The following is a 20,898-nucleotide window of genomic DNA, read 5'->3' on the forward strand; positions in this document are numbered from 1 at the left end:
ATGTCGGCCTTGTTCAGGAACACGACGATGTGCGGCACGCCGACCTGACGCGAGAGCAGGATGTGCTCGCGGGTCTGCGGCATCGGGCCGTCAGCAGCCGAACACACCAGGATCGCGCCGTCCATCTGCGCAGCGCCGGTGATCATGTTCTTGACGTAGTCGGCGTGGCCCGGGCAATCGACGTGCGCGTAGTGGCGCTTCTCGGATTCGTACTCGACGTGTGCGGTCGAGATCGTGATGCCGCGCGCCTTCTCTTCCGGCGCCGCGTCGATCGCGTCGTAGGCCTTGAATTCGCCACCGAAACGCTCCGCACCGATCTTCGTCAGCGCCGCGGTCAGCGTCGTCTTGCCGTGGTCAACGTGACCAATCGTGCCCACGTTCACGTGGGGCTTGGTGCGCTCGAACTTACCCTTTGCCATGGCTGCTTTGTCTCGAAATCTGGTGAGGTGGTGACTGCGTGCCGCGTCGGATCCGCACTGGGCGCGGAACCGCGGAGGATGGTGCTCACGAAAGGAATCGAACCTTCGACCTCCTCCTTACCAAGGAGGTGCTCTACCGACTGAGCTACGTGAGCAACGATGTGGAACTGGGGAACCGCGTGGAACGTTCAATGGAGCGGGAGACGGGAATCGAACCCGCACCATCAGCTTGGAAGGCTGAGGTTCTACCGTTGAACTACTCCCGCACCGGGACCCGCTTGCCGCATTACAACCTGTCGCACTGCACTGTGTTTCCACCGAACGAAAATGGTGGAGGGAGGTGGATTCGAACCACCGAAGGCGTAAGCCAGCAGATTTACAGTCTGCCCCCGTTGGCCGCTTGGGTATCCCTCCGGCGCTTTCGTGTTGCCGGTGAAAACAGCCCGCGATTTTGGGGCCAGTTCCCGATTCTGTCAACGCCGGAAGACGCCTGACTTCACCGGACCCGTCGCCTGGCCGATGACCTGTGCAGACGGGCGCGCATCTTAACCGGCCCTGCGCCGCGACGCCATCGCCACGTGCGCGACTCGACGGTTTCGCGCGCCTTTCTCATGCGAAAGGCGCCCGCAGGCGCCTCTTGCACGACACATCCCACCGCGCGCGGTCAGACGTTGAAGCGGAAATGCATCACGTCACCGCCCTTGACGATGTACTCCTTGCCTTCCAGACGCCACTTGCCTGCTTCCTTCGCACCGGACTCGCCGTTGTAGCGGATGAAATCGTCGTAACCGACGACCTCGGCGCGGATGAAGCCCTTCTCAAAATCGGTGTGGATCACCGCAGCGGCCTGTGGGGCGGTCGCGCCGATCTTCACCGTCCAAGCGCGCACTTCCTTGACGCCTGCGGTGAAGTAGGTCTGCAGCGTCAGCAGGCCGTAGGCCGCGCGGATCACGCGGTTGAGGCCCGGCTCGTCGAGGCCCAGATCGGTGAGGAACGCGTCGCGATCGACATCGTCGAGCTGCGAGAGCTCTTCCTCGATCGCGGCCGACACCGGCACCACTTCGGCACCCTCGCCCACCGCGCGTGCACGCACGGCGTCGAGGTGCGGATTGTTCTCGAAGCCATCCTCAAGCACGTTGGCGATGTACAGCACGGGCTTGGCGGTCAGCAGGAACAGGTCGCGGATCGCCGCGTTGTCCTCGTCGGAGAGCTTGAGCGCGCGCACCGGCTGGCCGTCGGCCAAGCCCTTGTGCACCCGGCCCAGCACTTCGGCACGGACCTTGGCGTCCTTGTCGCCGGTCTTGGCCGAGCGCTCGGCGCGCTGCAGCGCGCGCTCGACCGAATCCAGGTCGGCCAGCGCCAGCTCGGTATCGATGGTCTCGATATCGGCGATCGGGTCGACCTTGTTGTTGACGTGGATGACGTCGGGATTCTCGAAGCAGCGCACCACGTGGGTGATCGCGTCGACTTCGCGGATGTGCGACAGGAACTTGTTGCCAAGGCCCTCGCCGCTCGCAGCGCCCGCGACCAGGCCGGCGATGTCGACGAATTCGACCGCCGTCGGCAGCACCTTCTGCGGCTTGACGATCGCCGCCAGCGCATTGAGGCGCAGATCCGGCACAGGCACGATGCCGACGTTCGGCTCGATCGTGCAGAACGGGAAGTTGGCCGCGGCGATGCCCGCCTTGGTCAGCGCATTGAAGAGGGTCGACTTGCCGACGTTCGGCAGGCCGACGATGCCGCATTTGATGCCCATGACTTGAATCCGGGAGTGGTGATTCGGGATTCGGGATTCGGACAAGCACGCCCGAATCCCGAATCCCCAATCCCTAATCCCTGGGCGTGTGGAGCTTCGTCATCGCATCCATGAAATTGCCATCCATCGCGAGCGGCATCACGTCGATCGCGGCGTCGATCGCGCGTCCGATCAGGATGTCGTCATCGGCATTCGCGCGGCCCAGCACCCACGGCGTGACCTTGTCCTTGCTGCCCGGATGGCCGATACCCACACGCAGCCGGTGAAACCGGCCGTGGCCGAGCAGTTGCATCGTGTCGCGCAGGCCATTCTGGCCGCCATGCCCGCCGTCGAACTTCAGCCGCGCGGTGCCCGGCGGCAGATCCAGCTCGTCGTGCGCCAGCAGCGCCTGCTCGGGTTCGAACTTCCAGAACCGCAGCGCGGCGGTGACCGACTTGCCGCTGAGGTTCATGAACGTGGCCGGCTTCAGCAGCCAGACCGGCTGACCGGCGACGTCGATCTTCGCGGTCTCGCCGAACAACTTGCTGTCGAGCCGGAACGACGCGCCCGCCTTCGCAGCGAGTTCGTCGACAAAACGGAACCCGGCGTTGTGCCGGGTCCGTGCATATTCGGGACCGGGATTGCCCAGCCCGACGATCAGTCGCAGTCCTGCCATGGAAACGGCAACGCAGGCGCGCCCGAAGGCGCGCCCACGCGACGATTACTCGTCGTCCTTCGCGGCCTTGGTGGCCGGGACGTCCGCAGCGGCTTCCTCGGTCTCTTCCGGCTCGGCTTCCACGCGGCCGTGCTTGGCGACGACGACGGCGACGTCGTGGTCCGCGCCCAGCGCCAGCTCGGGGATCTCGACACCCTTCGGCAGCTTGATCTGCGACAGGTGGACGATATCGCCGACGACCATCGCACCGAGATCGATCTCGATGAACTCCGGCAGATCGCCCGGCAGGCAGGTGATGGTGACTTCGTTGAGCTCGTGGGTGATCACGACGTCGACAGCCTTGCCGGCCGGCGAGGTGTCTTCGTTGACGAAGTGCAGCGGCACGGCGGTGCGGATGGCCTCGTTCGCGTTCACGCGCTGGAAGTCCAGGTGCATGATCTGCTGCTTGAACGGATGACGCTGCATGTCACGCAGCAGCACCTTCTGGACGTCACCGTTGAGGCTCAGGTCGAGGATCGAGGCGTAGAACCACTCGTGCTGGCTGGCGAGCCAGACATCGTTGTGGCTCAGCTCGATGCTGACGGGCTTGAGGTCGCCGCCGTAGACGACGGCAGGCACGTTGCCGGCAAGACGGAGGCGGCGGCTCGCACCCTTCCCCTCGTCTTCGCGGCGCTGCACCTTGATTTCATGCGTGGTAGCCATTTTTTTGATTCACTTTTCTGGATTGATACCGCCTCGCGGCGGTGAAGCGTCTCGTCCGCGACCAGACGAGACGTTGCAGCAGGTCAGTCGACGTAGAGCGAACTGACCGATTCTCCGAACGCGATCCGGCGGATCGTCTCGGCCAGCAGCTCGGCGACGCTGAGCTGGCGGATGCGCGTGCAGTTGCGCGCGGCCTCCGACAGCGGAATGGTGTCCGTGACCACCATCTCGTCGAGCTGCGATTTGTTGAGGTTGTCGATCGCCGGGCCCGACAGCACCGCGTGGGTGCAGTAGGCGACGACCTTGGTGGCGCCCTGCGCCTTGAGTGCGGCGGCCGCGGCGCACAGCGTGCCGGCCGTGTCGACGATGTCGTCGACCAGCACGCAGGTCTTGCCGCTCACGTCGCCGATGATGTTCATCACCGTGGAGACGTTGGCGCGCGGACGGCGCTTGTCGATGATCGCCAGGTCCGCATCGTCGAGGCGCTTGGCGATCGCGCGGGCGCGCACCACGCCGCCGACGTCGGGCGAGACCACGACCATGTTGTCGGTGCCGTGCGCGCGCCAGATATCGGCCAGCAGCAGCGGCGAGGCGTAGACGTTGTCGACGGGAATGTCGAAGAAGCCCTGGATCTGGTCGGCGTGCAGGTCGATCGTCAGCACGCGGTCGGCGCCGGCCGCGGACACCATCTTGGCCACGACCTTGGCGGTGATCGGCACGCGGGTCGAACGCAGGCGACGATCCTGGCGCGAGTAGCCGAAGTACGGGATCACCGCGGTCACGCTGGACACCGAGGCGCGCTTGAGCGCGTCGATCAGCACCAGCAGTTCCATCAGGTTCTCGGCCGACGGCGCACTGGTCGGCTGGATCACGAACACGTCCTGGCGACGGACGTTCTCCTCGATCTCGACCTGGACCTCGCCATCGGAGAACGTCGACACCAGCGCCTTGCCCTGGCGCACGCCGAGTTCACGACACACGGCCTCGGCCAGCGGGCGGTTCGAATTGCCCGAGAAGATCAGGAGATTGCGTTCTTCTTTCATGTCTGCAGTTCCGCGTCGCTCTGACCGAGCGGATGGAGGAGTGGCCGTGCCGGCACATGGCACAGACACGGGAATCAGGGGCGGCAGGATTCGAACCTGCGAATGCCGGGATCAAAACCCGGTGCCTTAACCACTTGGCGACGCCCCTTCAGAAATCCGGAATTAGGAATTCGGGATTGGGGAATCGGACATGCCGTCGAATCCCCAATCCCTAATCCCGAACGCCAGCCTCCAATGCATCCAGCAACGGCGAGCGCGCCGCGCCGCCGACCACACGGGACGACACCCGCGACGCGACCCGCATCTGCGCGGCCTCGGCGGATTCGCGCGTGGCGAACTCGACGAAGCAGCCGCTGCCCGTCCCGGTCAAGCGTGGCGACCCGACCTCTGCCAGCACCTTGAACACAGCCTCGACGGCGGGTTCGCGGTGACGCAGGACCGACTCGAACGCGTTGCCGAGCGACGCACCTGAAACGAAGTCGGCCATTGTCGCGGGTGCAGCATTTCGCGTCAATTCAGGGGACTGGAACAGCGCCGCGGTATTCACGTGCACGCCGGGATCGGCAAGCAGGTACCAGGCCGGCGGCAGGTCGATCGGCACCAGCGACTCCCCTACGCCTTCCGCCCAGGCATTGCGACCGCGGACGAACACCGGCACATCGGCGCCCAGCGCGAGGCCCAACCCAGCCAGGCGGTCGTCGCCGAGACTCAGCTGCCACAGCTGGTCGAGGGCGCGTAGAACAGTCGCCGCGTCGGAGGATCCACCCCCCAACCCGGCGCCGGATGGAATCCGCTTTTCGACGCAGATGTCCACACCCTGCGCCACGTTCACTTCTTTTTGCAGCACAAGCGCCGCGCGGACGACGAGATCATCCGCCTCGGCGAGGCCCGGAACGGAATCACCGATCCGACGGATCCGGCCATCGGCGCGCGGCCGCAGGCGGACCGTGTCGCCCCAGTCGAGCATCCGGAAGACGGTCTGCAGCGCGTGATAGCCGTCGGCGCGGCGGCCGGCGATGCGCAGGAACAGGTTCAGCTTGGCCGGGGCCGGCCAGATCGACCAGCCGCCGGCGGCGTCCATATCGCTCATGGCGTCGAAAGCATGCCCGCGGCGCCGCCGCGCGCCCAGCTGTCGACGATCAGGCGCACGCGCGCATCGCCGCGCTGGGCATTGATCCGCGTCGGCAGCGCCAGCACGGCGCCGGAAGCGCTGTCGGGCTGCCACTCGAGGTAATCGATCGTCCAGCCATCCTGCTGCAGGCGCGCCAGCCGACCACCCGCATCGAAAGCGACCTGGGCTGCGCCCGTGTCGGCACGCATCCCCGCAGCCCAGGCCGCCATTGCCGCAACCGGAATCTCGAAGCCGGTCGCCTCGCGCAACAGCACCCCCACGTCGACACCCTCGCGCGGCCCGCCATCGAGGCCGTCGATGCGCGCGCCCTGCGGGCCACCTTCCAGTTGCCAGCTCTGCCGGGTCACCGGCGCGCTCAGCGTCACCCGGTACTCCGCGCCGGTCTGCACCCAATCGATGCGCCCGCTGCCACCATCGCGGCCATTGGACATCGCCACGCGCCCGTTGAATGCAAGTTGCGGCAGCGAGCGCACGGCGTTTTCACGCGCGGCGAGCCGGGCCTGCGCATCGGCGAGAGCGGCGGGTGCTAGCTCGACCGTCTGCAGCGGCGCCCGCACCGGCACGCTGGTGCAGGCAGCCAGCCCCACGGCCGCCACCGCGGCCATCATCATCCGGACGTTCATGCGCCGGTCTTCTCCAGCGCGCGGATCAGCGAGCGGTTCTCCGGATCGATACCACGGGCTTCATCGAAGTACCTGCGCGCTTCGTCGTGGCGACCAAGCACCCACAGCACTTCGCCGATATGCGCGGCGACTTCGGCATCCTTCATCATCGAGAACGCACGGCGCAGTTCGACCAGGGCGTCCTCGTTGCGGCCGAGGCGATACAGCACCCAGCCATAGCTGTCGATGATCGCGGCATTGTCGGGCTCGGCCACGCGCGCGCGGTCGATCAGTTCCAGCGCTTCGGTGTAGCGCGTGGTGCGGTCGGCAAGCGTGTAGCCGAGCGCGTTGAGCGCGGCGACGTTTTCAGGGTCGGCCACCAGCACGCGGCGCAGGTCGGCCTCGGCGCGCGGGATGTCGTCGCGGCGCTCCCACATCAGTGCACGCGAATAGAGCACCGCCGGATCGTCCGGCATCGCCGCGAGCCCGCGGTTGTAGACATCGAGCTCGGTCGGGTCGTTGTCGTTCTGCCGCAGCTCCGCCTCCAGCAGATAGGCGTTGCGGCGCATGTCTTCATCAGACCCGCCGTCGGACTGCAGCTCCCGAAGCCGGGCCCAGGCATCGTCCTTGCGGTCGAGTTCGTGCAGCACCCGCGCGCTGCGTAGCCGCGCCTGCGCGCGTTCGGCGCCGCCGGGCACGGTCTGGTACCAGTCCAGGGCCTCGTCGTACTGCTCCAGATACTCGGCCATCTGCCCCAGCAACAGGCGCTGGGCCGGATTGGGCGTCAGCGCGACGGCCTTGACCTCGTCATACAGCGCGGCCAGCGCAGCCTTGTTTTCGCCGCGCGCCAGCAGCGAGGCGCGCAGGACATAGGTGCGACCGTCCTGCGGGCCCATCGCGAGCGTGCGCTCGGCGTCGGTGAGATCACCGAGGGCTTCGTACTCGCTGGCGATTCCCATGCGCAGGTCGGGCCCGATCAGGGCCGCATCGCCCAGGGCAAGCAGTGCCTGCCTTGCCTCGTCCGGACGCCCGGACTCGCGCAGCTGGCTGGCGCGTAGCAGCGCGACCCGGGGCTCGCCGGGGAAACGCGCCACGATGCGCTCGAGGATGCGCTCGGTCAGATCGGCCCGGTCCAGCCGCTGGGCGAGGCCGCCGAAGGCCATCCACGCCTGCAGGACATCGGGGATCGCGCCGCTGTCGACGAGCTGGCCGAGCAGGCGCGTGGCCTGGGCCTGGTCGCGGGCGCCGCCGCCCAGCACGGTAAACGCATGCCGCCAGCCGGCCGGATCGTCGCTGCGCAACAGTGCTTCCAGCTGGCGACGGGCGACCCGGTCGCGACCGGCGCGCAGCGACAGCGTGGCCTCGGCGGCGCGCATCGGCAGCGAGTCGGGGGCGTGGCGACGCCACAGTTCCAGCGCCTGAGCGGCGCGGCGGTCGTCGCCGGCCAGCAGCGCGATACGGGTGGCGCGCTCGGCCAGACCAGGATCGCCATCCGACTGGCGGGCAGCATCGAGGTACCAGTTGGCGGCCTCGTCCAGCCGACCGGCCTGGACCGCGAATTCGCCGGCGAGCGTCGCGCCCAGCAGATCCTGGTGGAGGGGGTCGTGACGGTCGAGATCGCCGCGCTGGGCGTGGGCCGCGCAGGCCAGTCCCAGCAGGGGCACCAGCAGTGCCGCGCGCAGCCGCGCGGTCCGGGGCGGAGAGAAAACGGGCATCTGGAGCAACCGGGCCGTAAAATGGGCGCCTTCGTCCGCAGCTTATCGCAAGCGCCTGAACGGAATCGCCTTCCGACAGGCACGCCAGCCCATGAGCCTTTACGCACTCGGCATCAACCACCAGACCGCGCCGGTCGCCCTGCGCGAACGGGTGGCGTTCGCCGGCGATGCGCTCGACGCGGCGCTGGCCCAGCTGCGTGCATTGCCGGCGGTGCGCGAGGTCGCGTTGCTGTCGACCTGCAACCGCACCGAGCTATACGCGGTGTGCGACGACGACGGCAGCGCGCTGGCGCACTGGCTGGCAACGCATCCCGGCGACGATGCGTCGCTGGCCGGCGGCTCGCTGCAGGCCTATCTGTACCAGCATCGCGGCGCCGATGCGGTGCGGCATCTGTTCCGCGTCGCAACCGGTCTCGATTCGCTGGTGCTCGGCGAGCCGCAGATCCTCGGGCAGGTGAAGCAGGCCTGGGCCAGCGCGCGCGCAGCCGGCACCCTCGGCAGCGATCTCGATCGCGTGTTCCAGCATGCCTTCGTCACCGCCAAGCGCGCCCGCAGCGAAACCCGCATCGGCAACAGCCCGGTGTCGGTCGCATCGCTCGCCGTGCGGCTGGCGCAGGAATCGTTCGCACGCCCGGCCGATTCGGCCGTGCTGCTGATCGGCGCGGGCGAAACCATCGAACTGGCCGCGCGCCATCTCGCGCAGGCCAACGTCAAGCGCCTGCTGATCGCCAACCGGACCTATGCGCACGCGCAGGAACTCGCAGCGCGCCACGGCGGCATCGCGCTGCCGCTCGACGAACTCGACCGGCATCTGTTTCTCGCCGACATCGTGCTGTCGGCGACCGCCAGCCGCACGCCGATCATCGGCCGCGCCCAGGTCGCCGCGGCGCTGGACGCACGCAAGCATCGGCCGATGCTGCTGATGGATCTGGCTGTGCCGCGCGACATCGCGCCCGACGTGGCCGAACTGCGCGATGTCTTCCTCTACACCGTCGACGATCTGGAACGCACGCTCGACGACAACCGCCGCGGACGTCGCGAAGCCGCCGCCGATGCGGACGCGATCATCGACCTGCAGGTCACCCGCTTCAGCGAATCCAATGCCGCGCGCGGCCGGCTGGCGCCGGTCAAGCGCCTGCGCGCGCACGGCGAAGCAGTCCGCGGCGAAGCCCTCGCCCGCGCCCGCCAACAGCTCGCCGCCGGTCAATCACCCGACGCCGTGCTGGAACTGCTGGCCCATACCCTGACCAACCGGCTGCTGCATCTGCCCACCACCGCCCTGCGCGAGGCCGCGATGCGCGGCGACGACACCCTGGCCGACAGCCTCGACGCCCTGCTGCCGCCCGAACCCGAGCCCCGGACACCCGATGCTGCCGACCCTGCGCCGTAAGCTCGAAGCGCTGGCCGAACGCCGCGAAGAACTCGAACGCCTGCTGTCCGACCCTGCGACCGTCGCCGACCAGGCGCGTTTCCGTGCCCTGTCGCGCGAGTTCGCCCAGCTCGAACCGCTGTCGAGCGCCCTGGCCGACGAGCGCCGCGCACTCGACGATCGCGACGCCGCGCGCAGCCTGCTCGACGATGCCGACATGCGCGAGATGGCCGAGGAGGAGATCGCCGCCGCCAACGCGCGCCTGGAAACGCTGGAAGCCGATCTACTGGCGCTGCTGGTGCCGCGCGACGCGCGCGACGACGGCGGCTTCTATCTCGAGATCCGCGCCGGCACCGGCGGCGACGAAGCGGCGATCTTCGCCGGCGACCTGTTCCGCATGTACCAGCGCTACGCCGAGCGGCAGGGCTGGCGCGTGGAGGTGGAATCGGCCAGCACCGGCGAACACGGCGGCTTCCGCGAAGTCATTGCCGCAGTCGACGGCAGCGGCGCCTACGCGCGGCTCAAGTTCGAATCCGGTACGCACCGCGTGCAACGCGTACCGGAAACCGAATCGCAGGGCCGCATCCACACCTCGGCCGCCACGGTCGCGATCATTCCGATCGAGGACGCAGGCGAGCCGATCGAACTCAATCCCGCCGACCTCAAGGTCGATACCTTCCGTTCGTCCGGCGCCGGCGGCCAGCACGTCAACAAGACCGACTCTGCGATCCGGATCACCCATATCCCGACCGGGCTCGTCGTCGAATCGCAGACCGAACGCAGCCAGCACGCCAACCGCGACAAGGCGATGAAGCGCCTGCGCGCGATGCTGGCCGACGCCGAGGCCGAGCGGCGCGCGGCCGCGACCGCAGAGGTGCGCAAGCTGCAGGTCGGCAGCGGCGATCGCAGCCAGCGCATCCGCACCTACAACTATCCGCAGGGGCGGATCACCGACCACCGCATCGAGGGCCTCACCCTGTATGACCTGCCGAACGTGCTGGAAGGCAATCTCGACGGACTCATCGCGCGGCTGTCGCAGGAACACCAGGCCGACGAGCTGGCGCGCATGACCGCGCAGTGAGCGACGGCGCGACGCAGGTGGCGCAGACCCGCTTCGACCGCGCTTCGCGATGCGGCCGTCCGCGGCGGTGGGGTACCCTCGCCGCATGACTAGCCAGACCGATTTCATCCCTCTCCAGATCTGCGTGCTGACGGTCTCCGACAGCCGCACCCTCGCCACCGACAGCTCCGGCGACTACCTCGTCGAGTCGTTGACCGGCGCGGGCCACGCGGTGGCCGAACGCGCCCTGCTGCCCGACGACCGCTACGCGATGCGCGCGCTGGTGTCGAAGTGGATCGCCGATGCCAACGTCGACGGCATCCTCGTCACCGGTGGTACCGGCTTCACCGGCCGCGACTCCACGCCCGAAGCCTTGTTGCCACTGCTCGACAAGGAGATGCCCGGCTTCGGCGAGCTGTTCCGCGCGGTGTCGGTCGAGGAGATCGGCACATCCTCACTGCAGTCGCGCGCGTTTGCCGGCCTCGCCAATGCGACCTTCGTGTTCGCCCTGCCCGGCTCCACGTCGGCCTGCCGCACGGCGTGGGAGAAAATCGTCCGTCACCAGCTCGACGCGCGCACCAGGCCCTGCAATCTGGCGACGATCCGTCCGCGCCTGAAAGAAGTCTGATGACGATCGACCAGACGCTGCGCCTGCTCGCCAAGGCCCGCGGCCTGACCGCCGCGGAGATCGCCGCGGCGATTCCGCGCGTGGGCGCGGCGACGGTTTCAGCCTGGATGCGCGGCGAGAAAACACCCGGCAGCGCCCAGCTCGATGCACTGGCGCGCGCGTTCGGCGTGCCCGCGGGCGCGTTGCTGGCGACGCTTGCCGCCACGCTCGACCCGGCGCGCACCAAGGGCGAACACGATCTGCTTGCCGCGTACCGCACGCTCAATACCCGCCAGCAGGGTGCCCTGCTGGAAGTCGCGCGGACCATGGCGCAGGCGCCGCCGCGCAAATCTCGCGGCGACTAGCGAACCACCGAACTGGAGCCCGCATGAAACCGCTCAAGCGCAAAGCGTACGAAGCCGCTCTCGAACCGATGCAGGTCGAACTGGCGGCCATGGCGCGCTGGCTGCAGCACAGCGGCCGTCGACTGGCGGTGCTGTTCGAAGGCCGCGACACGGCGGGCAAGGGCGGCGCCATCCAGGCGTTTGCCGAACATCTCAACCCGCGCCAGTGCCACGTCGTCGCCCTGCCCAAGCCCAGCGACCGCGAATCCGGCCAGTGGTATTTCCAGCGCTACGTCACGCACCTGCCTGCGGCCGGCGAGATCGCCCTCTTCGACCGCAGCTGGTACAACCGCGCCGGCGTCGAATCGGTGATGGGCTACGCGACGCCCGCGCAGGTCGACACCTTCCTGGCCCAGGTGCCGGCATTCGAACGCCAGCTGGTCGACGACGGCATCCTGCTGTTCAAGTACTGGCTCGGCTGTGACCAGGCGCAGCAGGAAACCCGGTTCGCCGAGCGCCTGCACGACCCGCTCAAACGCTGGAAGCTGTCACCGGTCGATGTCGCCGCGCGCACGCGCTACGGCGATTACACGCGTGCCCGGGACACCATGCTGCGCGCCACCCACACCGAACACGCGCCGTGGACGCTGGTGGATTTCAACGACCAGCGGCGCGGACGCCTGACCCTGATCCGGGATCTGCTCGACCGACTGCCCGACTGCCACGTCGACGCGCCCCCACTCCGCTTTCCCCGCCTCAGGCGCAAACCTGAGCCGGAGCGTTACGAGGTGCTCCCACCGCTGCCACCATTCAAGGACTGAACGCGGCTCAGGCCTCGATCGTGGGACCCCCGGCGCCTGCAATCATGGTTTCCAGGCCTTCCGCGGTCACCGGCCCGAGGATCTTTTCGACCACCTGTCCTTCGGGGCCGATCAGATACGTCATCGGCAGGCCGGGCGGTGTATCGAAATCCGCGGGCGGGTCGAAGGTGTCGATGATCGCGATCGGGTAGACCACCGGATGCTTCTGCAGGAAGGCGCGCATGTCGTCGGGCTCGATGTCCTCGTAGGCCAGCCCGATCACCTGGATGTGTTCGCGCATCGCATCGAGCGCCGACAGTTCCGGCATCTCCTTCAGACAGGGCGCACACCAGGTCGCCCAGAAATTCACGATCACCCACTGGCCGCGATGTGCGGCGAGATCGAAGCGACCGCCGTCGAGTGTCTCCACCTGCAACGCGGGATGCGTCCTGGACGCCGACGCGGCCACTGCATCGGTCGAGGCGGGCGCGGATGTGGGCGTCGCACCATCACCAGCCGCGTTGTTCGTCGAGGTCTGCCCGTCGGGCTTGCAGGCGGCGAGCAGGATGGCGAGTGCGACACAGGGAACAAGGCGGTTCATGCGGAAATCTCCGGGGAATCGTAGAGGCTGCCGACCCGCCGCTTGAGCAGGTCGCGCAGCGGAATGCGCAGGTCGTCGAGGGCGGCGGACACCGTCACGCCGAGCGCATCGTCGCGGCACGGCAGATGGGCTTCGGCAATGGGAACACGCAGCTCGCAGGCTTCGTAGAGTTCCCCGAGCGTCAGGCCATCGAGATCGCGCGCGAGCAACCACTCGCCGGATTCGGCCCGGCGCAGCAGCGCGATCTCCTCCAACTGCGCAAGCATGTGCTGCACCAGCGCATCGGTGAGCATCGGCTCCAGCGCCTGGATCTCGTCGCTGTGCAGGCCCCGCCCCTGGGTGCGCGCGGCCGCAAAGCGGCCCAGCATCCGCAGCAGGCCGTAGAACTCGAAACCCGCAGGCAGGCGCATGTGCGCAGGCTGGTAGCGGAAGGCGGAGATCGACGCGGCGAACGAGGCGCCGAGCAGGATCGCCACCCAGCTCAGGTACACCCACAGCAGGAAAATCGGCAGGAAGGCGATCTGTCCGTAGATCTTCTCGTAGGCGTCGAAGCTGCCGAGGTAGAGGCCGATTGCCCACTTCACGACTTCCGACAGCAGCACCGCCAGCGTCGCGCCGGCCAGCGCATGCCGCCATTGCACGGTGCGATGCGGCACCACGCGGAAGATCGTCGTGAACGCGGCGAGTTCGATCAGCATCGGCGCCGCCCACAGCATCAGGCCGCGCAGCAGGCGTCCCGAATCGGTACTGAAGATCTCCAGCGCGAAGAACCGCGCCGACACCGCCAGGCTGGCCGTCGCCACCAGTGCGCCGAGCGTGAGGACAGTCCAGTACACAAGGAACCGACCGAACGTCGGCCGCGCAGACTTCACCCGCCAGATGCGGTTGAACGTGGTCTCCACGCTGAGCAGGGTGACCAGCACCGAGATCACCAGCGCGATCACGCCGATCGTCGTCAGCTGGCCGGTATTGGTCGACAGCTGCAATAGCACCTGCTCGACCGCGCGCGCCGAGTCGGGTACGAAATTGGAGAAGATGTAGTCGCTGAGCTGGTCGCGCCACTGGCCGAACGCCGGAAACACCGACAGCACGCCGAACACCACCATCGACAGCGGCACCAGCGCGAACACCGTGGTGAACGCGAGCGCGCCGGCGGCCTCGAACAGGCGATCGTCGAGGAAGCGACGCCACAGAAAGCGCGCGAAACTCAGCGCGCGCGCGCGGTCCGCCATCCGTTCGGTCCAGCGGTTGAAGGTGGCGAGTGGCTCCATCGGCGCAGCGTAGCAAAGCGCTTGGGTGGGCATGCATGGGCTGTGGCTTTGCGCGGCACCGTTCTCTTGCGGAAGTCGCTATTCCAGCCGGAATGACGGTATGCGGGGGCACGCCTGATGCGGGATTTCCCCGCTCGCCGCTCGCTGCGCGAGAATGCAGACGCGCAACGTCATCGAGCCCCTGACATATCAAGGGGCTTCAGACGCCGCATGCCCTCTTCGCACACAGACGCCTCCATGCCCGACATCCTCGTCCTCTACTACAGCCGCAACGGTTCGGTCGCCCGCCTCGCGAAGCAGATCGCCCGTGGCGTCGGCGAAGTCGACGGCATGCAGGCGCGGTTGCGCACGGTGCCGCCGGTCGCAGCCATCACCCAGCAGGCGGCGCCGCCGGTGCCAGAAGAGGGCGCGCCCTACGTGGAGCGTGCGGATCTGGCCGAATGCGCCGGCCTGCTGCTCGGCAGCCCGACACGCTTCGGCAACATGGCTGCGCCGTTGAAGCATTTCCTCGACGGCCTGGGCGCCGAATGGGCCAGCGGCACGCTGGTCGGCAAACCGGCTGGGGTGTTCACCTCGACCGCCACGCAGCACGGCGGCCAGGAAGCGACATTGCTGACGATGCTGGTCCCGCTGCTGCACCACGGCTGCGTGATTGCCGGCATTCCCTATACCGAGCCCGCATTGACAACCACGCGCGGCGGCGGCACGCCCTACGGCGCAAGCCATGTCGCCGGGCAGCAGGACGACCCGCAGCCCAGCGAGGACGAGGCCGTGCTTGCGCGCGCGCTCGGCCGGCGCATCGCCTTGCTCGCCGCGAAGCTCGGCGCATGAGCGGGATGCGGCCGCCGGCCACGCGGGTGCTGGCGACGTCATTGGTGCTGATCGCGGCGCTGTATGCGGCCTGGTATCGCGACGACGCGCATTTCGGCGCAGCCCTGCTGGTATTCGTGTTGCCGCCACTGCTGCTGCTTGCCGGCGTGCTGCTGCGCCGGCCGAGCGCGCCGCTGTGGTCGGGCATCGCAGCACTGTTCTGGTTCTCCCACGGCGTCATGTACGCCTGGTCGCATCCCGAGCTCGGCCTGTGGCCGTGGGCCGGAATCGCGCTGTCGCTGGCGGTGGTGTTCTCCGCCAGCCTGCCCGGCATGCGCGCACGCTTTTCGCGAAATCGTCCGCCGAAGGGCTGAAACGCGCCGGCATCGGACGCCGCGTGCGCCGGTATCATGGGCAGCCGCTTCGCTGCCCTGCAGGACCGCATCACGATGGACGAACTGCTGATCGTCACCACCGGTGGCACGATCGACAAGATCTACTTCGACGACAAGTCGGATTTCCAGGTCGGTGATCCGCAGATCGGACGCATGCTCGAAGAACTCGGCGTCGCGTTCCGCTTCCGGGTGATTCCGATCATCCGCAAGGATTCGCTGCACATCACCGACGAGGATCGCGAATTGATCCGCGCGACCATCGCCGCGCAGCCCGCGAAGCATGTGCTGCTGACCCATGGCACCGATTCGATGGTGGACACCGCCAAGGTGCTCGCCTCGATCGCCGACAAGACCATCGTGCTCACCGGCGCGCTGAGCCCGGCGCGGTTCCGCGGCTCGGATGCGGAATTCAATATCGGCACCGCGGTCGGCGCCGTGCAGTCCAAGCCGCCAGGCGTGTACGTGGCGATGAACGGCCGCATCTGGGATCCGCTGAAAGTCCGCAAGAACGTCGAAGCCAACCGCTTCGAACCGCTGGGCTGAGGCTCAGTCGACCGCGGGACCGCGCATCGGCATGTCGGTGCCGGGACCGATGGTCATGCGGCCGTCGGGTTCGGCGTACTGGACATCGGGTTCGGCGTTGAGGGCCTCGAGCAGGCGCTGCGCCTGCGCGGCATCGAGTTCCGGATCGATCGACACCACATCGGCGCCGACCGCCAACCGGCGCAGCCAGGTCACCCTTCCGGGCATGCCCTTGGCGTCGACCAGACCCGCGTCGCGCGCGCTCTGCGAGATGCGTTCGGCGACCAGGGCCGGATCGCGTTCAGGCGCACTGCCGGGCGTGTAACGGACGATGAAACGCTGCTGCATGGCGCTGACCTCGCTGGACGTGGTGGCGGGCGCATCGCCGCCCATCGCGCACCCCGACAGCAGCAGGGCCGATATGAAGAACGCGGCGCCGAAGCGCCGCGCGATCTCACGGTGGAATCGATGCATGGCGGTCTCCGCGGAGCACGCCGATGCGTGCGACCCCTCGATGATGCCTCCACCCCGGGCGTTCCCGGGGTGAAAGCAGCCGCGGGTCACCAGGTGGCGGTCAGCGACGCGCCGTCGAACGTCGAGTAGGCGTTGATCAGCACGTGATACGTGCCCGCCTGCGGATTGCTGATGGTGCAGGTCTCGTTGTTGCCGAACAGATAAGGACGGCAATCGTAGGTCGTCGTCGTCGGCTGCGCGCCGGCGCGGACGTACAGATCCGCGTCACCCGTGCCGCCGCTCATCGCGACCGCCAGGGTGCTGGTGCCGGCCGGGACCTGGATCGTCCAGAACTGCTGGCTGCCCGTCGCGCCGCCAATCCCGGTGACCGGCACGCCGTTCTGCAGACCCCCATCGCCCCCGCCTTCGCTCGGCGGGTTGTGGCGCGCCTGCACGCTGACGTTGGCGAATGCGGACACGCCGACCACCTTCACGTAGTACGTGCCGGCTTCGACGTTGGCGATCCGCACCACTTCGTTGTTGCCGGGACGCTGGGAGATGAAGTCGTAGGCATCGGCCTGCGGTTCTTCGTCCAGGCTGACGTACAGCGTGACGTTGCCGCTGCCACCAGAAGTCGTGATGGTCAACGGACCGGTGACGCCTTCCGGCACGGTGATGCTGTAGAGCAGCGCGTCGCCAGCAGCGCCCGCCAGTCCCGACACCGGCGTGCGGTTGGTCAGCTCGGTCGCATCGGGAGCAAGGTCGCCTACTTCCACCTGCTGGGTACTGGTACGAGTGTTGCCCTCGTCGTCGGTGACCGTCAGCGCGACCGAGTACACGCCGGCTGCGTCGTAGGTCTTGACCGGGCTGGCCTCGGTCGAGGTGGTGCCGTCGCCGAACGCCCACGCGTGCGAGACGATCTCACCGTCGTCGCTCGAGGTGTCGGTGAAGGTCACGGTCAGGGTCTCGTTGTCGACGGTGAAATCGAAGCCGGCCACCGGTGCGCCGGGCGTGCCGCCGCCATCGGCGCCGATCGTGTCGACGAATTCCTCGCCCGTGCCCGCGGCATCGAGCCAGTCGCTCAGACGCGTGGCCGCGGTGCCGCCGCCGGTCCACGAGGTGAACAGACGGCCGTACCAGTCGACGTGGTCGGCGCCGGTTGTCGTGCACGAGGCATAGCCGCCGTGCAGCTGGCCGATCACCCGGCCTTCGGGGCTGTAGATCGGCGAACCCGAGGAACCACCTTCGGTGGTGCCGCGCTGGTTCCACTGCACCCACAGATGGCTGTTTCCGCTGTTGCCGAGATAGCCCTCGACGCGCAGCGGGTTGTCGGAGTGGGTGATGCGCTTTTCAGCAACGCGGGGGTGATGGATGCCGGTCGCGCCCGACGGCGCGACATCACGGCGATCCCAGCCCGACCAGCTCAGGTTGTAGTCCGGATCCGCGGGGTCGTCGAATTCGAGCAGGGTGAAGTCGGATGCGGCGTAGGTCGCACGGACCACGGCGCCGGTCTGGTTCTGCGCAAGGCTGCCGTCGCCGTTGGCGCCGCTCTCGGCGCTGCCGGGCGTGCGGCAGGTCGAATTCTGGTAGTTCCAGTAGACGACGATGCTGGCTGCCGCATCGGCAGTGCCCATCTGGCAATGATTGGCGGTCAGGAAGTACATCTTCTGGTCGCCGGCGGTGTTGTTGACCAGCGAGCCACTGCAGTACTCGACGCCGAAGCGCGTGTACGCGCCGACCGATGGAATCTCGTCGCGGAACTCGTCGCCGTCCGGGCACACCACGTCGACGTTGCAGCTGCCCGACACGCCCTTGGTCTGCGCCAGCGCACCTTCACGAGCGAGGCGACCGAAGCCGAGGTAATCGTGGTTGACGCTGCTCAGGCGCAGCTTGAGATCTCCGACACGCGCCTTCGGCACGACGACTTCGATGACCGCGTTGTCACCCGGCACCAACGGTGTCCACAGGTTGCCGCTGGCCTTGTTGTCGGCATCGGTGAACGCGCGGATCGCTTCGGGATTGGCGTTCTTGTCCAGACCTTCAGGATAGATCAGCAGGCGCGCGCCTTCGGGCAGATGGAATTCGGAGAACCCGAAGTTCAGCGACAGCGCATCCTTCGACTCCACGCGCAGGCGCCACACGAGATTGCCGCCGGCAATCTCGTCCCAGTCACCGGCGTTGTTCGGTGTCAGATTGACCGTGTGGGGCGTCGCGAAGCGGACCGGACGCAGGCCCATGGCCCGGTCCTGACGCGCATCCTCGGCGCGCAGACGCGCGGCGTCGACCGCCGGCATGCGCTTGAGTTCGACTGTCTGCTCTGCCGGCAGCCGGTTGTCGAATGCGGCCGGCCGCGCGTCGCGCGTCGCCGCCGCGGCAGCACCGACCGAGAGCGTGCCGGCGGTGATGCATGCGATGAGAATCTTCATCCTGTTCTCTACCCCTCATTGGTGACCTGAAAAAACGGAGCACGCCGCGAGCGGCATGCTCCGCCGGCAACAGACATCACGATCACGATGTGTGCTGCCTGCCCTTCCTCCCCCGGAACTCCCCGAACCCGCCTTCAGTTGTGGCTGGCGCGCAACGTGACCCCGGAGAACGACGTGTAGCCACGGACCAGCACGTGATACGTGCCCGCCTGCGGCGTTGCGAACGAACAGCTTTCGGCGTTGCCCGTGCGGTACGGCCGGCAGTCATAGGTCGACGTGGTCGGCGCACTGCCCCGGCGCACGTACAGATCGGCGTCGCCGCTGCCGCCCGAAATCGCGATGACCAGGTTGCTGGCCCCCGCCGGCACGGTGAACGTCCACCTCTGCGTGCTGTTGGCCGCACCCGATACACCGGTCACCGGCACGCCGTTCTGCAGCCCGCCGGTGCCCGGAGCGGGATCAGGATCCGGTACGGTGCCGCCGCTCGCGGCCGCGACAGCCGCAGCGGCATCGACGATGCCCGCGCCGATCGGCTGGGACGGCGTCGAAGGGAATGCGCGCGCGGTGCTGGTCAGCAGGGTCTTGATCTGCGCCGGTGTCTTGGCCGGATTGGACACCGACTGGATCAACGCGACGACGCCGGCGACATGCGGCGCTGCCATCGATGTGCCGTCGTAGGACGCGTAGCTTTCGCTGCCCGGCGTCGTCTGGCCGCTGTTGAGCGTGGAGACGATGCCCGAACCGGGCGCCGAGATCGTGATGCCGGCGCCGTAGTTCGAGAAGCTCGAACGCGCACCTGTACTGGTGTTCGACGCGACCGAAATGACGTTGCTGCAGTTGGCCGGCGAGAAGCCCGAGACATTGGCGTTGCTGTTGCCCGCGGCGATGACCAGCGTCGTGCCGCGGCCGACCGCGCCATTGATCGCACTCTGCATCGCATTGCCGCAGGTGCCGGCGCCGCCGAGGCTGAGGTTGATGACCTCGGCCGGATTCGCGTTTGCCGGCACACCGCTGACGGTACCGCCGGACGCCCAGATCACCGCGTCGGCGATGTCGGAGTCGTAACCGCCGCCACGACCGAGCACGCGCACCGGCACGACCTTGGACTCCGGCGCGGTACCCGCGACCCCGATGCCGTTGTTGGTGACCGCTGCGACCGTGCCGGCGACGTGGGTGCCGTGCCAGCTCGACGCGCGACCGTTGTAGAAATCGCCCGGATCGCTGGGATCCGAGTCGCGCCCACCGCCGTCGCCCGACACGGCCGTGTCGATGATGAAGTCGTAGCCCGGCAGGATGTTCGCGTTGAGATCGCTGTGGTTGGTGATGCCGGTATCGAGCACGGCAACGACCGCGCCCGCCCCCTTGGTGACGTCCCAGGCCTGCGTCGCGCGGATGCCGCCCGCGCCGGTGCCGAAACCGTATTGGCTGCTGAAACGCGGATCGTTCGGCGTCCAGAACACCTGATTGAGCTTGTCGACTTCGACGAACTCGACGTTCGGATCGGCGGCGATCTGCCGCATCAGGGATTCGGCGTCGGCGCGGTCGAGCTTGCGGCTGGTGCGCACGACGTCGGCGCCCAGCGTCATGCGTCGGACGTGTTCGAGGCGCAGTTGCTTGCCGCCACCGCTGACGGCGATCCGGCTGGCGGATGCGCGCAGCGCGGTGTCGATTGCAGCCGGATCGGTCTGCACAGTCGAGCCGTCTCGATATTTGACGATGAAGCGGTCGTGGGTCTCGGACGACTGCAGGCTGCCGAGGTTGAGCCGGTCGGTGGCGTTGAGCGACAGCGGTGCCAGGGCCGCGAGCGCGAGGGACGTGGCGGCGACGAGCAGACGACGGCGCGGCGCGTGACGCGGGTGATTCGACATCCGATAACCCCCAAACCATGGGTGAGCCGCGCTGGGCGGCAGATCCGAAGCCGTCATTGCCGCCTGAACTTCGGGCAACACCGACTTCGCTACCAATGCGGACATGACAAAACTGACCGCAAACTGACGCTACGCGACAGTGCGGCCGATCTGCAACGCAGAAGACCGTTAATTTTTCATTAAAAATGTCGCATACCGTCACATTTTGACGATCTGGGTCAGGCGTGCGGGCCAAACGCATGCTGAATACCCGCTGCGCAACGTGCGGTTATTCCGGAATGCGAAGCGTTCAGGGCCGAATTTTTTCGCGCGCAGCGACACCGCCAACGCGGCAGTGCGCAAGGACCG

At 67.8% G+C, this 20,898-nt stretch carries 21 protein-coding genes and 4 tRNA genes; 8 read left to right on the plus strand and 17 right to left on the minus strand.

Annotated elements, in window-relative coordinates; all coding sequences use genetic code 11:
* The 12 genes from J2W68_RS03970 to J2W68_RS04025 form a co-directional block, all read right to left on the minus strand.
* Positions 1-419 (minus strand): GTP-binding protein (locus J2W68_RS03970; protein WP_310233009.1); only part of this gene is annotated, 419 nt, incomplete at its 3' end.
* Positions 420-498: 79 nt separating this feature from the next.
* Positions 499-574: transfer RNA gene (locus J2W68_RS03975), tRNA-Thr, on the minus strand.
* 37 nt (positions 575-611) lie between these two features.
* Positions 612-685 (minus strand) — tRNA-Gly (locus tag J2W68_RS03980).
* Between the two features lie 62 nt (positions 686-747).
* Positions 748-833 (minus strand) — tRNA-Tyr (locus tag J2W68_RS03985).
* A gap of 250 nt (positions 834-1,083) precedes the next feature.
* Positions 1,084-2,175, minus strand: coding sequence for a redox-regulated ATPase YchF (gene ychF, locus J2W68_RS03990; RefSeq protein WP_310233011.1), 1,092 nt, complete (start codon positions 2,173-2,175; stop codon positions 1,084-1,086).
* A 73-nt stretch (positions 2,176-2,248) separates the two neighbouring features.
* On the minus strand, positions 2,249-2,830 hold the full coding sequence (pth, locus tag J2W68_RS03995; protein WP_310233014.1) for an aminoacyl-tRNA hydrolase: 582 nt from the start codon (positions 2,828-2,830) through the stop codon (positions 2,249-2,251).
* A gap of 45 nt (positions 2,831-2,875) precedes the next feature.
* Positions 2,876-3,532 (minus strand): 50S ribosomal protein L25/general stress protein Ctc, encoded by a 657-nt coding sequence (locus tag J2W68_RS04000; protein ID WP_310233015.1) that lies wholly within the window; start codon positions 3,530-3,532, stop codon positions 2,876-2,878.
* An 83-nt stretch (positions 3,533-3,615) separates the two neighbouring features.
* Positions 3,616-4,575 carry a ribose-phosphate diphosphokinase gene (locus J2W68_RS04005; RefSeq protein WP_310150742.1) on the minus strand — a complete coding sequence of 320 codons (960 nt, stop codon included), beginning with the start codon at positions 4,573-4,575 and terminating at the stop codon, positions 3,616-3,618.
* Positions 4,576-4,650: 75 nt separating this feature from the next.
* Positions 4,651-4,723 (minus strand) — tRNA-Gln (locus J2W68_RS04010).
* Positions 4,724-4,786: 63 nt separating this feature from the next.
* Positions 4,787-5,656, minus strand: a complete 870-nt coding sequence (ispE, locus tag J2W68_RS04015) for a 4-(cytidine 5'-diphospho)-2-C-methyl-D-erythritol kinase (RefSeq protein ID WP_310233016.1) — start codon at positions 5,654-5,656, stop codon at positions 4,787-4,789.
* Between the two features lie 5 nt (positions 5,657-5,661).
* Positions 5,662-6,330 (minus strand): lipoprotein insertase outer membrane protein LolB, encoded by a 669-nt coding sequence (gene lolB / locus J2W68_RS04020; protein WP_310233018.1) that lies wholly within the window; start codon positions 6,328-6,330, stop codon positions 5,662-5,664.
* Positions 6,327-8,024 (minus strand): tetratricopeptide repeat protein, encoded by a 1,698-nt coding sequence (locus J2W68_RS04025; protein WP_310233020.1) that lies wholly within the window; start codon positions 8,022-8,024, stop codon positions 6,327-6,329. Before J2W68_RS04025 ends, lolB begins: the two co-directional genes overlap by 4 nt.
* Before the next feature lie 91 nt (positions 8,025-8,115).
* Between J2W68_RS04025 and hemA the strand changes: the two genes are divergently transcribed.
* The 5 genes from hemA (at position 8,116) to ppk2 (ending at position 12,225) form a co-directional block, all read left to right on the plus strand.
* Positions 8,116-9,414 (plus strand): glutamyl-tRNA reductase, encoded by a 1,299-nt coding sequence (gene hemA, locus J2W68_RS04030; RefSeq protein ID WP_310233023.1) that lies wholly within the window; start codon positions 8,116-8,118, stop codon positions 9,412-9,414.
* Positions 9,392-10,474 carry a peptide chain release factor 1 gene (gene prfA, locus J2W68_RS04035; RefSeq protein WP_310150732.1) on the plus strand — a complete coding sequence of 361 codons (1,083 nt, stop codon included), beginning with the start codon at positions 9,392-9,394 and terminating at the stop codon, positions 10,472-10,474. The genes hemA and prfA overlap by 23 nt, the downstream gene beginning before the upstream one ends.
* An 85-nt stretch (positions 10,475-10,559) precedes the next feature.
* Positions 10,560-11,081, plus strand: a complete 522-nt coding sequence (gene moaB, locus J2W68_RS04040) for a molybdenum cofactor biosynthesis protein B (protein WP_310233024.1) — start codon at positions 10,560-10,562, stop codon at positions 11,079-11,081.
* Positions 11,081-11,425 (plus strand): helix-turn-helix domain-containing protein, encoded by a 345-nt coding sequence (locus J2W68_RS04045; RefSeq protein WP_310233026.1) that lies wholly within the window; start codon positions 11,081-11,083, stop codon positions 11,423-11,425. Before moaB ends, J2W68_RS04045 begins: the two co-directional genes overlap by 1 nt.
* 23 nt (positions 11,426-11,448) lie before the next feature.
* Positions 11,449-12,225, plus strand: coding sequence for a polyphosphate kinase 2 (gene ppk2 / locus J2W68_RS04050; protein ID WP_310233028.1), 777 nt, complete (start codon positions 11,449-11,451; stop codon positions 12,223-12,225).
* A 7-nt stretch (positions 12,226-12,232) separates the two neighbouring features.
* On the opposite strand, the gene J2W68_RS04055 is transcribed toward ppk2, so the two are convergent.
* Complete coding sequence (locus J2W68_RS04055) at positions 12,233-12,805, minus strand: TlpA family protein disulfide reductase (protein ID WP_310150725.1); 573 nt, start codon at positions 12,803-12,805, stop codon at positions 12,233-12,235.
* A complete protein-coding gene (locus J2W68_RS04060; RefSeq protein WP_310150723.1) occupies positions 12,802-14,076 on the minus strand; it encodes a YihY family inner membrane protein in 1,275 nt (424 codons plus the stop codon). The genes J2W68_RS04055 and J2W68_RS04060 overlap by 4 nt, the downstream gene beginning before the upstream one ends.
* 237 nt (positions 14,077-14,313) lie before the next feature.
* On the opposite strand from J2W68_RS04060, the gene wrbA reads away from it, so the two are divergent.
* The 3 genes from wrbA (at position 14,314) to J2W68_RS04075 (ending at position 15,824) form a co-directional block, all read left to right on the plus strand.
* Positions 14,314-14,907, plus strand: a complete 594-nt coding sequence (wrbA, locus tag J2W68_RS04065) for an NAD(P)H:quinone oxidoreductase (RefSeq protein WP_310233031.1) — start codon at positions 14,314-14,316, stop codon at positions 14,905-14,907.
* Positions 14,908-14,912: 5 nt separating this feature from the next.
* Positions 14,913-15,260, plus strand: coding sequence for a DUF2069 domain-containing protein (locus J2W68_RS04070; RefSeq protein ID WP_430539674.1), 348 nt, complete (start codon positions 14,913-14,915; stop codon positions 15,258-15,260).
* Between the two features lie 75 nt (positions 15,261-15,335).
* Complete coding sequence (locus J2W68_RS04075; RefSeq protein ID WP_310233461.1) at positions 15,336-15,824, plus strand: asparaginase domain-containing protein; 489 nt, start codon at positions 15,336-15,338, stop codon at positions 15,822-15,824.
* Positions 15,825-15,827: 3 nt separating this feature from the next.
* On the opposite strand, the gene J2W68_RS04080 is transcribed toward J2W68_RS04075, so the two are convergent.
* From J2W68_RS04080 to J2W68_RS04090, 3 genes are all read right to left on the minus strand, one after another.
* Complete coding sequence (locus tag J2W68_RS04080; protein WP_310233033.1) at positions 15,828-16,277, minus strand: hypothetical protein; 450 nt, start codon at positions 16,275-16,277, stop codon at positions 15,828-15,830.
* A gap of 86 nt (positions 16,278-16,363) precedes the next feature.
* Positions 16,364-18,682, minus strand: coding sequence for a pre-peptidase C-terminal domain-containing protein (locus tag J2W68_RS04085; protein WP_310233035.1), 2,319 nt, complete (start codon positions 18,680-18,682; stop codon positions 16,364-16,366).
* A 134-nt stretch (positions 18,683-18,816) separates the two neighbouring features.
* Positions 18,817-20,550, minus strand: a complete 1,734-nt coding sequence (locus J2W68_RS04090; RefSeq protein ID WP_310233037.1) for a S8 family peptidase — start codon at positions 20,548-20,550, stop codon at positions 18,817-18,819.
* Positions 20,551-20,898: the final 348 nt, after the last annotated feature.

Origin of the sequence: Luteimonas terrae, assembly GCF_031457535.1 — a bacterium.
Classification (GTDB): Bacteria; Pseudomonadota; Gammaproteobacteria; order Xanthomonadales; family Xanthomonadaceae; genus Luteimonas; species Luteimonas terrae_A.

Bases quoted from the DNA above. Each gene is read 5' to 3' on its own strand.
- ychF (WP_310233011.1), bottom strand. From the start codon at position 2,175: ATGGGCATCAAATGCGGCATCGTCGGCCTGCCGAACGTCGGCAAGTCG.
- pth (WP_310233014.1), bottom strand. From the start codon at position 2,830: ATGGCAGGACTGCGACTGATCGTCGGGCTGGGCAATCCCGGTCCCGAA.
- J2W68_RS04000 (WP_310233015.1), bottom strand. From the start codon at position 3,532: ATGGCTACCACGCATGAAATCAAGGTGCAGCGCCGCGAAGACGAGGGG.
- J2W68_RS04005 (WP_310150742.1), bottom strand. From the start codon at position 4,575: ATGAAAGAAGAACGCAATCTCCTGATCTTCTCGGGCAATTCGAACCGC.
- ispE (WP_310233016.1), bottom strand. From the start codon at position 5,656: ATGGACGCCGCCGGCGGCTGGTCGATCTGGCCGGCCCCGGCCAAGCTG.
- lolB (WP_310233018.1), bottom strand. From the start codon at position 6,330: ATGAACGTCCGGATGATGATGGCCGCGGTGGCGGCCGTGGGGCTGGCT.
- J2W68_RS04025 (WP_310233020.1), bottom strand. From the start codon at position 8,024: ATGCCCGTTTTCTCTCCGCCCCGGACCGCGCGGCTGCGCGCGGCACTG.
- hemA (WP_310233023.1), top strand. From the start codon at position 8,116: ATGAGCCTTTACGCACTCGGCATCAACCACCAGACCGCGCCGGTCGCC.
- prfA (WP_310150732.1), top strand. From the start codon at position 9,392: ATGCTGCCGACCCTGCGCCGTAAGCTCGAAGCGCTGGCCGAACGCCGC.
- moaB (WP_310233024.1), top strand. From the start codon at position 10,560: ATGACTAGCCAGACCGATTTCATCCCTCTCCAGATCTGCGTGCTGACG.
- J2W68_RS04045 (WP_310233026.1), top strand. From the start codon at position 11,081: ATGACGATCGACCAGACGCTGCGCCTGCTCGCCAAGGCCCGCGGCCTG.
- ppk2 (WP_310233028.1), top strand. From the start codon at position 11,449: ATGAAACCGCTCAAGCGCAAAGCGTACGAAGCCGCTCTCGAACCGATG.
- J2W68_RS04055 (WP_310150725.1), bottom strand. From the start codon at position 12,805: ATGAACCGCCTTGTTCCCTGTGTCGCACTCGCCATCCTGCTCGCCGCC.
- J2W68_RS04060 (WP_310150723.1), bottom strand. From the start codon at position 14,076: ATGGAGCCACTCGCCACCTTCAACCGCTGGACCGAACGGATGGCGGAC.
- wrbA (WP_310233031.1), top strand. From the start codon at position 14,314: ATGCCCGACATCCTCGTCCTCTACTACAGCCGCAACGGTTCGGTCGCC.
- J2W68_RS04070 (WP_430539674.1), top strand. From the start codon at position 14,913: ATGCGGCCGCCGGCCACGCGGGTGCTGGCGACGTCATTGGTGCTGATC.
- J2W68_RS04075 (WP_310233461.1), top strand. From the start codon at position 15,336: ATGGACGAACTGCTGATCGTCACCACCGGTGGCACGATCGACAAGATC.
- J2W68_RS04080 (WP_310233033.1), bottom strand. From the start codon at position 16,277: ATGCATCGATTCCACCGTGAGATCGCGCGGCGCTTCGGCGCCGCGTTC.
- J2W68_RS04085 (WP_310233035.1), bottom strand. From the start codon at position 18,682: ATGAAGATTCTCATCGCATGCATCACCGCCGGCACGCTCTCGGTCGGT.
- J2W68_RS04090 (WP_310233037.1), bottom strand. From the start codon at position 20,550: ATGTCGAATCACCCGCGTCACGCGCCGCGCCGTCGTCTGCTCGTCGCC.